Below are 14,088 nucleotides of genomic sequence, written 5' to 3'. Positions count from 1 at the left end.
CCGACCGTTCCCCGGCCACGGCCGTCGAGGCGGACGCCTCGCTGCCGGGACGCCATGACGCCGTACGCGTCGCACCGGGCGACGACCACACACCGCCCCAGGCGCATCCCGTACCGACCGGCCGTCGCCGGGCCCGCCACTCCGAGGCGCCCCAGCAGGCCGGCCGGCCCGAGGAGCAGCCCCGGCCCGAGCAGGCCGACGACCTGCCCGTCGACGGTGCGGAGCGGCCCGCTGCCGGACAGACCACGCACGCCACCGGCACCACGGCAGTCGCGGCCGCCGCAGGTTCCGCGGAGAGCCCGGAGAGCGCGGAGGGCCATCCGCAGGACATCGCGCCCGTGGCGGACGCGCGTAGGCAGCCGCTGCCCGCGGAAGCCCCGATGCCCGGCGGCTCGTCGGACTCGACGCAGGGGCGCGCGTTCAGCGTGCGGACGCTCGGACAGGGCGTGCCCTTCGCCCAGCACATCGCGCACCAGCAGAGCCAGACGCTCGGCGGTGCCGGACGGCGCCGCAAGCTCGCCGCGCCGCCGGAGGGCGAGCGCACCCCGCAGGCCGCGCCGTCGGCGCCGGCCCCGCCCGCCTCCGCCCCCGCCGGTGGGACGCAGACCGGCCCGACCGGCCCCGCGCAGGGCCCGGGTGCGGGGCAGTTGCTCTCCGCCCCGGAGGCCGAGGGACGCGCGTACGCGATAGGGGCCCCCGACGAGGGCGCCGAGGGTCCGGAGCCGCTGGACGGTCCGGGTGGCGCGGTCGAGGTCGCCAACCGTCCGTCGCCCCGGCCGGTCGACGACGAGCTGCCCCCGGAGCCGCTGGACAACCCGCGCCGGCTGCTCGTCTGGCCCGCGCCCGATGTCTCCACCCAGCAGGCGCTGAGCGACCGCGGCTACCGGCCGGTGATCGTGCACTCGCGCGAGGAGGTCGACGCCCAGATCGCGGCGTTCCCCGCCGCGCTCTTCGTCGATCCGCTGACCGGCCCCATCACCCGCAAGGCCCTGCAGTCGCTGCGTCAGGCGGCGGTGGCGGCCGAGGTTCCGGTGCTGGTGACGGCGGGCCTGGGCCAGGCCTCGCGGGAGGCTGCGTACGGCGCCGACCCCGCCGTGCTCCTCAAGGCGCTCGCCCCGCGCGACAGCGAACAGCATCCGCCCCGGGTGCTGTTGATCGAGGAGCACGAGGAGATCGCGCTGGCGCTGACGGAGACCCTGGAACGCCGCGGCATGCAGGTGGCACAGGCCTCCACCGACAGCGAGGCGGTGTCGCTCGCCACCCGGATGCGGCCCAATCTGGTGGTGATGGACCTGATGCAGGTGCGCCGCCGCCGGGCCGGAATCGTCGACTGGCTGCGCGCGAACGGTCAGTTGAACCGGACTCCGCTGGTCGTCTACACCTCCGCCGACATGCACGGTTCGGAGCTGCCGAAGCTCAGTTCGGGCGAGACCGTGCTCTTCCTGGCCGAGCGGTCCACGAGCGAAGAGGTCCAGTCCCGCATCGTCGATCTGCTCGCGAAGATCGGTACGAACTGAGCCACGGCCGACGGCCGGGGCGGTACGGAAGAAACGGCCGGGGCGGTACGGAAGAAACCGCGGACGCGGTAGGGAAGAAACGGCGGGGGCAGTACGGAAGATTCCGTACCGCCCCCGTCGCGTCCCACGGGCGGGTCAGAGCCGGGTGATGTCCAGCTCGCCCTCCGCGTACTGCCTGCGGAGCACCTTCTTGTCGAACTTGCCGACGCTGGTCTTCGGCACGGCCGGAATGATCGTCCAGCGCTCCGGCAGCTGCCACTTGGCGATGCCGGACGTGACGAGGAAGGCCCGCAGCGCCTCGTAGTCGGCGCTCGCGCCGTCCTTGAGGACCACGGTGGCCAGCGGGCGCTCGCCCCACTTCTCGTCCGGGACGGCGACGACCGCCGCCTCGGCCACATCGGGGTGCGCCATCAGGGCGTTCTCCAACGCGACACTGGAGATCCACTCGCCGCCGGATTTGATGACGTCCTTGGCCCGGTCGGTGAGCGTGAGGAAGCCGTCCTCACTGATCACGCCGACGTCACCGGTCTTCAGCCAGCCGTCCTCGCTGAACTTGTCCTCGGGGCGCAGGGGCTCGCCGTCCGCACCCCCGTAGTAGGCCCCGGCGATCCAGGGGCCGCGCACCTCCAGCTCACCGGCCGACTCGTTGTCCCACGGCAGGTGCTCGCCGCCGGGGCCGACCAGCCGCGCCTCGACGCCGGCCGGGAAGCGGCCCTGGGTGACGCGGTAGGGCCATTCCTCCTCCTCGGTCAGACCGGCGGGCGGGTTGGCCATGGTGCCGAGCGGCGAGGTCTCCGTCATGCCCCAGGCGTGGCAGAGGCGGACGCCGAGCTTGTCGTACGCCTCCATGAGGGAGGGCGGGCAGGCGGCGCCGCCGATGGTGACGCGGGCCATGGAGCTGAGGTCGCGCGGGCGGGCGGTGACCTCGGCGAGCAGTCCCTGCCAGATGGTGGGGACGGCGGCGGCGTGGCTCGGCCTCTCGCGCTCGATCATCTCGGCGAGCGGGACGGGCTGGAGGAACCGGTCCGGCATGAGCATGTTGACGCCGGACATGAACGTCGCATGCGGCAGCCCCCAGGCGTTCACATGGAACTGGGGGACCACCACCAGCGTGGTGTCCTTGTCGGTCAGGCCCATCGACTCGGACATGTTGACCTGCATGGAGTGCAGGTAGATGGAGCGGTGGGAGTAGACGACACCCTTGGGCTCGCCGGTGGTGCCGGAGGTGTAGCACATGGCGGCGGCCTGGCGTTCGTCCAGCTCGGGCCAGTCGAAGTCGGTCGGGCGGCCGGCGATCAGCTCCTCGTACTCGTGCACCCGGGGCGTCGCCCCGTCGAGGAGCGAACGGTCGCCCGGCCCCGTGACGATCACGTGCTCGACCGACGTCAGCTGGGGGAGGAGCGGCGCGAGCAGCGGCAGCAGGGAGCCGTTGACTATGACGACCTTGTCGTCGGCGTGCCCGACGATCCAGATCAGCTGTTCGGCCGGGAGCCGGAGGTTGAGCGTGTGGAGCACCGCTCCCATCGAGGGGATCGCGAGATACGCCTCGACGTGCTCGGCGTTGTTCCACAGAAGGGTGCTCACCCGCTGGTCGGCGACGACACCGAGCTCGTCGCGCAGCGCGTTCGCGAGCTGCGTCGCCCGTCGGCCGATCTCGGCGAAGCTGCGCCGCTGCGGCTCGGGTTCGCCGGTCCAGGTCGTCACCTGTGACTTCCCGTGGATGCTCATCCCGTGGTTGAGGATGCGGGTGACTGTCAGCGGTACGTCCTGCATGGTGCTCAGCACGGCGTCCTCCCGGTGGGCGCTACGCGGCAGTAAGGTTGCGCTGATTCTGCCCACATACCGTTCGGTATGTCACTAGTTCCGGGAGTACGATTCGGTGTCGTTCGGCAAAATCAGGCCCGGCCGGCACGCTGTCACCGCCCCGGGGTCATCGCACCGGAGCCAGCTCCGGGTCCTCCCTGAGCTTGCCGAGCGCCCGGGACACCGCGCTCTTCACGGTGCCGACGGACACGCCGAGCACCTCGGCCGTCTGGGCCTCGCTCAGGTCCTCGTAGTAGCGCAGGACGACCATCGCCCGCTGCCGGTCCGGCAGCTTCAGCACCGCACGCCACATGGCGTCGTGCAGGGTCTGCTGCTCGGCCGGGTCGGGGGCCGGAACGGCCTCCTGCTCGGGCAGCTCGTCACAGGCGAACTCGTCGACCTTGCGCTTGCGCCACTGCGAGGTCCGGGTGTTCAGCAGGGCCCGGCGGACATAGCCGTCGAGCGCCCGGTGGTCCTCGATCCGCTCCCAGGCGACGTATGTCTTGGTGAGCGCGGTCTGCAGCAGGTCCTCGGCATCGCTCGGGTTGGCGGTGAGCGAGCGCGCGGCCCGCAGCAGCACGGGCCCTCTCGCCCGGACGAACGAGGAGAACGACGGATAGGGGGCGTACGGAGTCCGCGGGGCGTACGAGGTGCGTACGGCGCGCGGCCCGAGCGGCACGTGGGTGCTCTGCGGGCCGTGCTGGCCGTGTGAGCCGTGCGCTGTGGTGTGCAGGGTGTGCGACGCGTGCACCGGGTACGGCGTGTGCGGCGCGTGTCCGGTGGTGGCGGCTCCCCCGGAGCTGCCCGTGCAGACTGGCGTGGTCATGGCTCCACGCTAGGAGCGGGCGCCGCTCCGGGGATCGGCCCCAGGTCCCGAAAGCGCGTCCGCCTCAGGGTGTAGGGGTAGGGCCTGCTCCACCTCCTGTAGGTGGAGTCGTCGTCTTCAGGGCTCAGGGGCGCCCCCTGACGTCCCGGCCGGCCGCGGACGCCGCCCCGGGCCGGGCCCGCTCAGCCGTCGGTGCCGAGGATCAGACCCGAGGTGGGTACGCCGGTGCCCGCCGTGACCAGGGTCCTGGCCGCCCCGGACACCTGGTTCACCGACGTGCCGCGGACCTGCCGGACCGCCTCCGCGATGCCGTTCATCCCGTGCAGATACGCCTCCCCCAGCTGGCCCCCGTGCGTGTTCAGGGGCAGCGCGTCGGCCGCGACGAAGCCGGCCGCCTCGCCCGGCGCGCAGAAGCCGAACTCCTCCAGCTGCATCAGGACGAAGGGAGTGAAGTGGTCGTAGAGGATCCCCACATCGATGTCGGAGGGGGAGAGGCCCGAGCTGCGCCAGAGCTGCCGGGCGACCACTCCCATCTCCGGCAGGCCGGTCAGGTCGTCGCGGTAGAAGCTCGTCATCTGCTCCTGCGCCCGCCCGGCCCCCTGTGCGGCGGCCACGATCACGGCGGGCGGCCGCCGCAGGTCCCGGGCCCGCTCGGCGCTGGTGACGACGATCGCCTGCCCGCCGTCGGTCTCCTGGCAGCAGTCGAGCAGCCGCAGGGGTTCGACGATCCACCGCGACGCCGCGTGGTCGGCCAGGGTGATCGGCTTCCCGTAGAAGTACGCCGCGGGGTTCCGGGCGGCATGGCGGCGGTCGGTGACCGCGACATGGCCGAAGACGTCCGGCGTCAGCCCGTAGGCGTGGAGATAGCGCTGGGCGGCCATGGCGACCCAGGAGGCCGGGGTGAGCAGCCCGAAGGGCAGGTTCCAGCCGAGCGCCGTGCCCTCCGCGGTGGGCTCCCGCTGCTGCACGCCGGAGCCGAATCTGCGCCCGGAGCGCTCGTTGAACGCCCGGTAGCAAACCACCACGTCGGCCACCCCGCTCGCCACGGCGAGGGCCGCCTGCTGGACGGTGGCGCAGGCCGCCCCGCCGCCGTAGTGGACGCGGGAGAAGAACGACAGCTCACCGATTCCGGCGGCCTGGGCGACGGTGATCTCCGGGCTGGTGTCCATGGTGAAGGTGACCAGGCCGTCCACATCGGCGGGGGTCAGCCCGGCGTCGTCGAGGGCGGCCCGCACCGCCTCGACGGCCAGCTTCAGTTCGCTGCGTCCGGAGTCCTTGGAGAACTCGGTCGCGCCGATCCCCACGACCGCCGCTTTGCCGCCGAGCGAATCGGCCCTGCGCACACTCATGCCGCCCCCCGCGCGACGCCGACGGTCACCGTGCCGGTGACGTGCCTGCCCAGGCCGTTGGACCCGACGACGGCCACCTCGGCCGTCCCGTCGTCCGCGACGGCGGTGACCGTGCCGCTCAGGACCATGGTGTCCCCGGGGTAGTTGGGTGCGCCCAGCCTGATCGCGACCCTGCGGAGCACGGCCGACGGGCCGAGGCGGTCGGTGACGTACCTGCCGACCAGGCCGTTGGTCGTCAGGATGTTCATGAAGATGTCCGGGGAGCCCTTCTCCCGGGCGAGTTCCGCGTCATGGTGCACGTCCTGGTAGTCGCGGGAGGCGATCGCGCCCGCCACGATCAGGGTGCGGGTCACCGCGATCTCCAGCGGCGCGAGCTCGTCACCGGCCTTCACCTTCACTCCGTGCCCTCCTTCACCAGCGCCTCACCGAGTTCCTGGAGCACTTCGCTGCCGCATCCCAGGTAGGCGTCGAGCTGCCGCCCCCAGAGGAAGTGGCGGTGCACGGGGTGGTCCAGGTCCGCGCCCGTGCCGCCGTGCAGATGCTGTCCGGCGTGCACCACCCGCTTTCCGGCCTCCGACGCCCACCAGGCCGCGGTCAGCGCCTGGTGCCCGTACGGCAGCCCCGCGTCATGGCGCCAGGCCGCCTCGTACGCGGTGACCCGGATCGCCTCGGTGTCCATATGGGCGTCGGCGGCCCGCAGCAGCACGCCCTGCTTGGTGGAGAGCGGGCGCCCGAACTGCTCACGGGTGTTCGTGTGGGCGACGGCGCGGGCCAGTGAGCCGGCGCACACCCCGGCCTGCATTCCGGCGAACGCCGTCCGGCCCGTCGCCAGCACCGCCTCGTACGCCCCGGCGCCGCCGAGCCGCTCCCCGTACGCCCCGTCCAGGACGAGCCGCGCCGCCGACCACGGCGCGGTGGTCTCCACCGGCTCGGTCAGCACACCGGGATCACCGGCCCGGACGATCCACAGCCGCCGCTCCCGGTCCGGGACCAGGACGAGATCCGCGTCCCGCAGCCACGGCACGTACGGCACGCTGCCGCTCAGCCGGCCGCCCTCGTCCGCCCGGATGCCTCCGCGTGCCGGGAAGGCCCCGGTGGCGACGGCCGTACCGTCCCCGAGCGTGGGCAGCAGCCGCTCCCGCTGTTCGTCCGTGCCGTGCCCGGCGACGGCCAGCAGCCCGTACACACAGCTCGCCGCGAACGGCACCTGCGCCGTCGTGCGCCCCTGCTCCTCCAGCAGGAGCACCAGGCCGAGCAGCCCGGTCTCCTCGACGGCCGCGGTCAGTCCGGCCGTGCAGAGCTCCTTCCACAGCTCGGCGTCCGTCCCCGTGCCGGCCACGGCCAGGCGCTCGGGCGTCGACAGATCACCGAAGATCCGCGCCGCGAGCCCCTGTGCCGCGGTCTGCTCCTCGGTGGGTGCGAAATCCATCTCAGCCCTCGCCTCCCCGGAAGACCGGAAGCTCCAACTCAGGGTCTGTACGCAGGAATTCCAGCCGCACCGGCAGGCCCGTCCGTACCTTGTCGTACGGCACACCGACCACATTGCCGATCATCCGCACCCCCTCGGCCAGTTCGATCAGCGCCACGGCGTACGGCCCGCCCGCCCCGTCGGCGCCGAAGGCGGGGAAGGACGGGTGGTGCATCACCACATGGCTGAAGACGGTGCCCCCGCCGCTCGCCTCGACCGTGTCCCACTCCTGGCAGCCGCACGCGTTGCAGCCGGGCAGCCAGGGGAAGCGCAGCGTGCCGCATCCGACGCACCGCTGGATCAGCAGCCGGTGCTCGGCGACGCCCTGCCAGAACCCGGCGTTGTCCCGGTTGATCACCGGCCTCGGGCGCAGGCTCCGGCCGCCGTCGCGCACCGACCGTTCCGCCGCCCGTTCCGCCGCTGCCGGCTTCGGAGCGGTCGGCTTCGGCGCGGCCGGGGCGTACTTGAGGATCCGGAGGCGGTGCGTCCCGGCGGGTTCGCCGTCCGCCCGCACGTCCATGCGCGTGGTGACGAAATAGCCCGTCCCCAGCTTTGTGGTCTTCCGCCCCGAGACCGATTCGATGACCGCGTCGAACGTGATCCGGTCCCCCGGCCGCAGCGGCCGCAGGTACTCCTGCTCGCAGTCGGTCGCGACCACCGAGGTGTATCCCGCGCCGTCGAGCAGGCCGAAGAGTTCCTCGTACGCCTCGGAGCGGTCGGTGTGCCCCGACAGTCCGCCCATCGTCCACGCCTGGAGCATCGTCGGCGGAGCGACCGCGTCCGGCCCCCAGTACGCGGGGTTGTCGTCCCCCATCGCCTCGCACCAGTGCCTGATCATCGGCTCGTTGACCGGGTCCTTGCCGGTGCCCGCGGTTGCCGCCGCCCGCCCCTCGAACTCCTTGAGCCGCCCGTGGAGCCCGTCCGGCCCGTCGGGCGCTTCCCTCCCGGCCGTCACCGCCTGCCCCGCTTCATGCCGAGCCGCATCGTCGCGACGATCTCCCGCTGTACCTCGCTCACTCCGCCCCCGAAGGTGTTGATCTGCGCCGCCCGGTTCATCCGCTCCAGCTCCCCGTCCCCGAAGGAGCCGGGCGAGCCGCCCCGCACCATGCCCGCCTCCCCGGTGATCTCCTGGCACATCCGGTACACCTCGACGGCGCTCTCGGTCCCCGCGAACTTCACGCCGCTCGCCTCGCCGGGGGCCGGCGAGCCCGCCCCGACGTCCCCCACCAGACGCCAGTTGAGCAGGCGCGTCGCCGCCAGCCGGGCATACGCCTCGGCCAGCCGGCCGCGTACCCACGGCTCGTCGGCCGGGCGCCTGCCGGTGACGGGGTCGGGGGTGCGGGCGTGGGCGAGGGCCGCCTCGTAGAAGTCCTCGGCCTGCATTCCGATCGCGGCGAGGGCCACCCGTTCATGGTTCAGCTGATTGGTGATCAGTCCCCAGCCGCCGTTCTCCGGACCCACCAGATTGGTGGCGGGCACCCGTACCCCGTCGTAGTAGGTGGATGTCGTGGTGAGCCCGCCCACGGTCTCGATCGGTGTCCAGGCGAACCCGGGGGAGTCGGTCGGGACAAGGATGATCGAGATGCCCTGATGCTTGGGCGCGTCCGGATCCGTACGGCAGGCGAGCCAGATCCAGTCCGCGTTCTGGGCGTTGCTGGTGAAGATCTTCTGCCCGTCGATCACCCAGTGATCGTCGCGCCCGGCGCCGTCCGGGCGGGAGGTGTCCGCGCGGTCCCGCACCGCCCTGGTGCGCATCGAGGCGAGATCCGTACCGGCCTCGGGCTCGCTGTAGCCGATGGCGAAGACGAGGTCGCCGCTGAGGATCCTGGGCAGGAAGTACGCCTTCTGCTCGTCGGTCCCGTACTTCATGAGCGTCGGGCCGACGGTGTTGAGGGTGACCATCGAGACGGGTGCCCCCGCCCGGTACGCCTCGTCGAAGAAGATGAACTGCTCGTCGGCGCCGCGCCCCTGACCGCCGTACTCGACGGGCCAGCCGAGCCCGAGCATCCCGTCGGCGCCGATCCTGCGCAGCACTCGCCGCTGCCCGTCCGGGTCCCCGTCCCCAGGGGCCGCCCCCGCGCCCCTCCCGGGCATCACCTCGCGGAAGTACGTGCGGAGTTCGGCGCGCAGCTGTCGCTGACGTTCCGTCTGGGCGAGGTGCACAGCGGCTTCCTCCCGGACACTTGGCGTACGGATCAGAGTTTCTGACTGTCCGTCAGATCTGGGCGGACTGTCAAGGCCGATGCCAATGCCGATACCGAGGCCGGCTGACGCCGAGGCCGATTGCCGGCAACACCCCGCCGCGGTCCGACCGCGCGCGCCGGCCCCACACGCACCTCTTGCCCGGGCAACGCGAAACGGCCCGCGGGAGGGCGCCGAAGCACCCTCGCGCGGACCGTTCTCCAGCCGATCCCGGCCCGACCCCCCGACCGGCCCATGACCGGCCACGGCTCACCAGAGGTTGGTGAAGTTCACCGTGACGTTGTCGTTGTGCTGGTCGACCACGGTGAATCCCGAGCCGTTCACCTGCGCGGAGTTGCTCCGGTTCGACGCTCCGGAGCCGACGGCCTGCTGCTGGGACGTGGACGAGTTGCCGGAGTTGTTGCCGCCGACGCCGCTGCCGACGACCGTGGCAACAGCCGCGTTCGATCCGTCGTTCGCGAACGAGCCGCTGTCGGCCTGGGCCACACCGCCGAAGAGCGCGGCGGCGAGGGGCAGAGCGGCAACAGCTGCGAGGGCACGAGCGGTACGGATGCTTGCCATGTCAATTCCTCCAGGAACCGGAAGTACGGCTTGTTCCGAGGCAGTTGGCCGACCACCCCGGTGTTGGTCACGACGTCGCGAGACCAGAGTTGCCCACCGATTCCCCGGCGAACCACCCATGCGATCCGATTCCCCCGCAGGCGTGAGGAAGCGCTGATAAACCTTTGCGCGCCCCAAAGCCCCAGCTCACATCCCATCCGCGCCCCACCGGGAATCCGCCGGGGAACCTCCGGACCGCCCGACCCCGTACCCCCCAAGGGAAGAAGCGTTCCGGCGAGCGGCCCGCCGGGGCCACACCCCCTTCCCCTTTTCGAACACCTGAACGAAAATAGAACCATGGCCATCACCGACCGGCAGACCGCCACCCTGGCCCTCGCCCATGCGCTCTCCGCCGCCGAGCGCGGGCTCCCCGTCATCCCGCTGACCGCCCGCAAGCTGCCCGCTCTGCCCTCCCCGCACCGGAACGACGACCGTCGGCTCAGCTGCCGGGGTGCGTGCGGCCTTCCCGGCCACGGTGTCCACGACGCCACCACGGACCCGGCCGCCGTACGGGCCCTCTTCGCCGCCGCCCCCTGGGCCACCGGCTACGGCATCGCCTGCGGCCGGCCCCCGCACCACCTCATCGGCATCGACCTGGACGTCGGCACCGCGGGCGGCGACTCCGCCGCATCGCTCCGGCGGCTGGCCCTGCACCACCTGTTCACGATCCCGCCGACCGTCACGGTCCTCACCCCCAGCGGCGGGCGGCACCTCTGGCTGACCGGCCCGCCCGGCGTCCCCGTACCGAACTCCGCGAGCCGCCTCGCCCCGGGCATCGACATCCGGGGCGCCGGCGGCTACCTGGTGGGCCCCGGCTCGGTCACCCCGCACGGCCGCTACCGACTCGCCCCGGGCACCGCCGGTCTGCCTCCGGCGCCCTGCCCCCGCGCGCTCCTGCACCTGCTCATGCCTCCGGCGCGCCGCCGGCACAGCACGGGGCGGCCCGACCAGGGCCGGGGGCTGGTCCGCTTCGTCCTCGCGGCACGGGAGGGCCAACGCAACGCACGGCTCTTCTGGGCGGCCTGCCGCGCCTACGAACACGGCTACGGCGACGCCCTGGCGGACGCCCTCACCGACGCCGCCGTCCGCACCGGCCTCACCGAACGCGAGGCCCGCGCCACGATCGAATCGGCGGCCCGTCTCACCACGGCCGCACCGGACGAGCCCCGGCCGACCACCTGAGCTCGCCGGGAGGGGTACGAGGCCGTGTCCTGAGTCGTGTCCTAGGACGCAGTACTGAGCTCCCAGAACCGGAAAACGGTCGATGTGTCCAGACAGTTCTGCAGGCCCCGGACGTTCTCGTTGGCGACCGCGTACTGCTTGCCCTGCCAGAGCGGCAGGAGCGGCACCTGACGCGCCACGATGTCCTGCAACTTGATGAACGCCTGCCGGGTGCTCGCGCGGTCGGTCATCGACGAGGTCTGCGGGATGATCTGTTTGGTTATGTCACTGTTCTCGAAATTGTTCGACAGGACATTTCCGTCGCCGAAGAACGGCTGGGTGAAGTTGTCGGGGTCGGGATAGTCGGGCACCCAGCCCTTGACGTAGACGCCGTACTTGCCTTCGGCGATGCCCTTCTCGTACTGGTCGAAGGGGACCGACTTCATCCGGGCCTCGAACAGCCCGCTCTTGTTCAACTGATTGGCGATGGTCCGGAGTTCGTCGTCGGTCGCCGGTCCGTAACGGCTCGGAGTGGACCAGAGGGTGAGTTTCACCTTGTCGGTGATACCGGATTCCCTCAGGACGTCCTCGGCCTTCTGCGGCTGCGGGCTGTCGCCGTACGTGTTGAAGAAGGAGTTGCCGTGCCCGGTGATTCCGACCGGGACGATCGAGTAGAGCGGCGTCGCCGTGGACTGGTAGACCTCGCTGACCAGGGCGTATCGGTCGACGAGATAGGCGATGGCCTTGCGCACGGCGAGCTTGCCGACGACGGGGTCGGCGACGTTGAAGACCATGTGCTGGACTTCCGCGCTGCTCCCCTGGACCACGTCGATGCCGTCCTTCTCAGCGCTGGGCGAGGTGTCCAGAGCGGCGATCGTCTTGGCGGTCAGCCCGCGGTACGCGATGTCGACCTCGTCCTTCTCCAGAGCTGTCTTGAGCGCCTGCTGGTTTCCCCGGAAGAGTTTCATCGTCACGCCGGAGTTCTTCACCTCGGCGGTTCCGTGGTACCCGGAATAGACGGAGAAGACGGCTTCCGACTTGTCTATGGAGTCCAGCTTGTAGGGACCGGAGCCGACCGTTTCGCCGCCCTTGAGGAGACTGTCCTTGGGATATACCCGGCGGTCCACGATGGAGCCGGCACCCGATGCGATCTTGCTGGGAAATGTCGCGTCGGGCACCTTGAGGCGGAATACGACGGTCTTGTCGTCCGGGGTCCTGATCGACGAGATGGTGGAGAGCAGCGGCGCCGGGCCCGCCGGGTCGTTGATCTTGATCGCCCGGTCGAAGGAGTACTTGACGTCCGCCGAGGTGAGGCTGTGGCCGTTGCTGAACTTCAGCCCGTCGCGCAGGGTGCAGGTGTAGGTCCTGCTGCCGTCCGAGAAGCCGCACTCGTCGGCGGCCTCCGGCACAGGGATGGACCCCCCGGGCGGGAAACTCAGCAGTGACTGGAAGACGTTGTTGAACAGCAACCAGGACCCCGGGTCGTACCCCGCGGCCGGATCGGTCGCCAGGATGTCGTCGGACATGCCGACGACCATCCTGTCCTTGCTCTCGAATGGCCAGATCTGGTCCTCGGAGCCGCAACCCGCCAGCAGCACCGCCGCCAGTACCCCGGAGATCAGGGTGGCCGACCGCCTCGTACGAACCTTCACAGAACGTGCCTCATACTCTCGGCCGGGGGGTGGGGATCCCCGGACAACCGGATCAGGTCAGGTACTACTGCGAACGTCGCGACCGTCCAGCACTGTCAGCCCGGCCGTGCGCGGTGGTGCGGACCGACAGCCTGCCTGGACATGGTGTTCACCAGGATGTTTCGTGGTGACCGACTGCCGAATGACAGCTGATGAACGATGCAGGGCAGACCATGATCGGTCTTGTGGTGCTTTGACAATCTAGTAGGAGGCAGCGCTGTGTGGTGCCACATCATGCGACAACATCGTCACCGGCAGCCGGTGCTGTCGGCGTAAATGGCTGGTATCGAACCGTGTTGATCGACGGCCCTGAGCGACCACCGCGGCCCCGCCCCTGATCAGCGAACAGCCGCGGATAAAAGGCGCTTGGGCCACATCGCCACGGGCGTCCGCGATCTCGCGCACTCCGTCCGGAACACTCCGTCCGGAATGGCCCATCCAGAACAGCCAGTCCTGCAGCCTCAGCTCGACCGCATCCCGACCGCGCCCGGTCCACCGGGTCGCCTCAGTCGCCGGAGTAGCCCCAGAAGTAGATCTCCCGGGGCTCCCCCAGGTCGTCATGGAGCACGGCACACCGGCCGTACCAACGCCAGTGATGAAACTCCTCGAACCGCGGCACGTGTGCCCGGGTGAGCTTCCGCGTGCCCAGGACGCGAAGGGCCTCGTCCTCGGTCACCTGCTTCATCGTTCCGTAGTCCGGCTCCTCGTCAGGACCGATGATCCGGAAGATGTCGAGGATCGAATGCGTCCCGTCGTGCTGGACGAGTTCGTGCTCCCACAACTCCCCCTCGGTCCCGGGCCATGGCAACCGCTCCTCCTCCGGACGCCAGTCGCCACCCGGCCCCCAGTAGTAGCCCCGCTCCTCAAAGACCTTCCGCCGCAGCCCCTCGAACGCCTCGACGAGATCCTCCTGATACGGCACGGAGTAGTCCCACCCCGACGCGCCCGTACGACCCTCCCACTCGGTGAGACAGAGCCACACGACGAAGGGGTGCCCCGGCCGGGGCACCCCTTGTGATCGGCGCGGACGCCGACCTGCTGCGGTGGGTGTGGGATTTGAACCCACGGTGACATCGCTGCCACGACGGTTTTCAAGACCGTTCCCTTAGGCCGCTCGGGCAACCCACCCCTGCTCCGCCCACCTGTGCCGGAGCGCCTACAGCGTACCGGCTGATTGATTCTGCCGGGCCATCCCGGTCGGTCGCCTTCCCCGGCGCAACTCGGGCTGGTGACCGTGGGCGTGGGCGTACGTGCCTCAGCAGGTTGCGAGTGGCGGTGGATCGGCCGTTCCGACGAGTAGCGGCCGGGCCGCATCGTCGATCCGGGTCCCAGGAGAGCATTCCAGGGACTTCTATTTTCCCAGGTCAGGGCGCACCTTCTAGTGCCGCATCAGGCAACGTTTGCCTTGTCGACGACGGCTTGTAGGTGCTGGTCGTCGGCATGGCGGTTTCGCCAGATGATGTAGCGGCGG

General features: G+C 70.9%; 11 protein-coding genes, 1 tRNA gene and 1 pseudogene. 2 read left to right on the top strand and 11 right to left on the bottom strand.

Features of this window, described 5'->3' with window-relative positions:
• Window positions 1-1,517: pseudogene (locus tag ABZY11_RS36775) on the top strand (PAS domain S-box protein); the annotation flags it as partial.
• A gap of 135 nt (window positions 1,518-1,652) precedes the next feature.
• Here ABZY11_RS36775 and ABZY11_RS36770 read toward each other — a convergent pair.
• The 8 genes from ABZY11_RS36770 to ABZY11_RS36735 all read right to left on the bottom strand — a co-directional run bounded on the left by ABZY11_RS36770 (window position 1,653) and on the right by ABZY11_RS36735 (window position 9,726).
• Entirely contained in the window at window positions 1,653-3,302 is a 1,650-nt protein-coding gene (locus ABZY11_RS36770) for a long-chain fatty acid--CoA ligase (RefSeq protein ID WP_356483327.1), read from the bottom strand.
• 145 nt (window positions 3,303-3,447) lie between these two features.
• Complete coding sequence (locus tag ABZY11_RS36765; RefSeq protein WP_356483329.1) at window positions 3,448-3,999, bottom strand: SigE family RNA polymerase sigma factor; 552 nt, start codon at window positions 3,997-3,999, stop codon at window positions 3,448-3,450.
• 329 nt (window positions 4,000-4,328) lie between these two features.
• Window positions 4,329-5,495 carry a lipid-transfer protein gene (locus ABZY11_RS36760; RefSeq protein ID WP_356483326.1) on the bottom strand — a complete coding sequence of 389 codons (1,167 nt, stop codon included), beginning with the start codon at window positions 5,493-5,495 and terminating at the stop codon, window positions 4,329-4,331.
• A complete protein-coding gene (locus tag ABZY11_RS36755) occupies window positions 5,492-5,887 on the bottom strand; it encodes a MaoC family dehydratase (RefSeq protein WP_356483328.1) in 396 nt (131 codons plus the stop codon). The genes ABZY11_RS36760 and ABZY11_RS36755 overlap by 4 nt, the downstream gene beginning before the upstream one ends.
• 2 nt (window positions 5,888-5,889) lie before the next feature.
• Window positions 5,890-6,924 (bottom strand): acyl-CoA dehydrogenase family protein, encoded by a 1,035-nt coding sequence (locus ABZY11_RS36750; protein ID WP_356483325.1) that lies wholly within the window; start codon window positions 6,922-6,924, stop codon window positions 5,890-5,892.
• A gap of 1 nt (window position 6,925) precedes the next feature.
• On the bottom strand, window positions 6,926-7,918 hold the full coding sequence (locus ABZY11_RS36745; RefSeq protein WP_356483324.1) for an OB-fold domain-containing protein: 993 nt from the start codon (window positions 7,916-7,918) through the stop codon (window positions 6,926-6,928).
• A complete protein-coding gene (locus ABZY11_RS36740) occupies window positions 7,915-9,126 on the bottom strand; it encodes an acyl-CoA dehydrogenase family protein (protein ID WP_356483323.1) in 1,212 nt (403 codons plus the stop codon). Before ABZY11_RS36740 ends, ABZY11_RS36745 begins: the two co-directional genes overlap by 4 nt.
• 288 nt (window positions 9,127-9,414) lie before the next feature.
• Window positions 9,415-9,726 carry a hypothetical protein gene (locus ABZY11_RS36735; protein WP_356483322.1) on the bottom strand — a complete coding sequence of 104 codons (312 nt, stop codon included), beginning with the start codon at window positions 9,724-9,726 and terminating at the stop codon, window positions 9,415-9,417.
• Window positions 9,727-10,062: 336 nt separating this feature from the next.
• Here ABZY11_RS36735 and ABZY11_RS36730 point away from each other — a divergent pair, with 336 nt between their 5' ends.
• Window positions 10,063-10,947, top strand: coding sequence for a bifunctional DNA primase/polymerase (locus ABZY11_RS36730; RefSeq protein ID WP_356483321.1), 885 nt, complete (start codon window positions 10,063-10,065; stop codon window positions 10,945-10,947).
• Between the two features lie 41 nt (window positions 10,948-10,988).
• On the opposite strand, the gene ABZY11_RS36725 is transcribed toward ABZY11_RS36730, so the two are convergent.
• The 3 genes from ABZY11_RS36725 to ABZY11_RS36715 all read right to left on the bottom strand — a co-directional run bounded on the left by ABZY11_RS36725 (window position 10,989) and on the right by ABZY11_RS36715 (window position 13,745).
• Window positions 10,989-12,578 carry an ABC transporter substrate-binding protein gene (locus tag ABZY11_RS36725; RefSeq protein ID WP_356483320.1) on the bottom strand — a complete coding sequence of 530 codons (1,590 nt, stop codon included), beginning with the start codon at window positions 12,576-12,578 and terminating at the stop codon, window positions 10,989-10,991.
• Window positions 12,579-13,122: 544 nt separating this feature from the next.
• On the bottom strand, window positions 13,123-13,539 hold the full coding sequence (locus tag ABZY11_RS36720; RefSeq protein WP_356483319.1) for a hypothetical protein: 417 nt from the start codon (window positions 13,537-13,539) through the stop codon (window positions 13,123-13,125).
• A 119-nt stretch (window positions 13,540-13,658) separates the two neighbouring features.
• Window positions 13,659-13,745, bottom strand: a tRNA-Ser gene (locus ABZY11_RS36715).
• Window positions 13,746-14,088 lie beyond the last annotated feature (343 nt).

It is taken from the genome of Streptomyces sp. NPDC006510 (assembly GCF_040611955.1).
GTDB lineage: Bacteria > Actinomycetota > Actinomycetes > Streptomycetales > Streptomycetaceae > Streptomyces.
This window is presented reverse-complemented; position numbering and strand designations above follow the sequence as displayed.

Coding starts and splice junctions, on each gene's coding strand:
- ABZY11_RS36760 (WP_356483326.1), bottom strand. CDS start 5,495: ATGAGTGTGCGCAGGGCCGATTCGCTCGGCGGCAAAGCGGCGGTCGTG.
- ABZY11_RS36750 (WP_356483325.1), bottom strand. CDS start 6,924: ATGGATTTCGCACCCACCGAGGAGCAGACCGCGGCACAGGGGCTCGCG.
- ABZY11_RS36735 (WP_356483322.1), bottom strand. CDS start 9,726: ATGGCAAGCATCCGTACCGCTCGTGCCCTCGCAGCTGTTGCCGCTCTG.
- ABZY11_RS36730 (WP_356483321.1), top strand. CDS start 10,063: ATGGCCATCACCGACCGGCAGACCGCCACCCTGGCCCTCGCCCATGCG.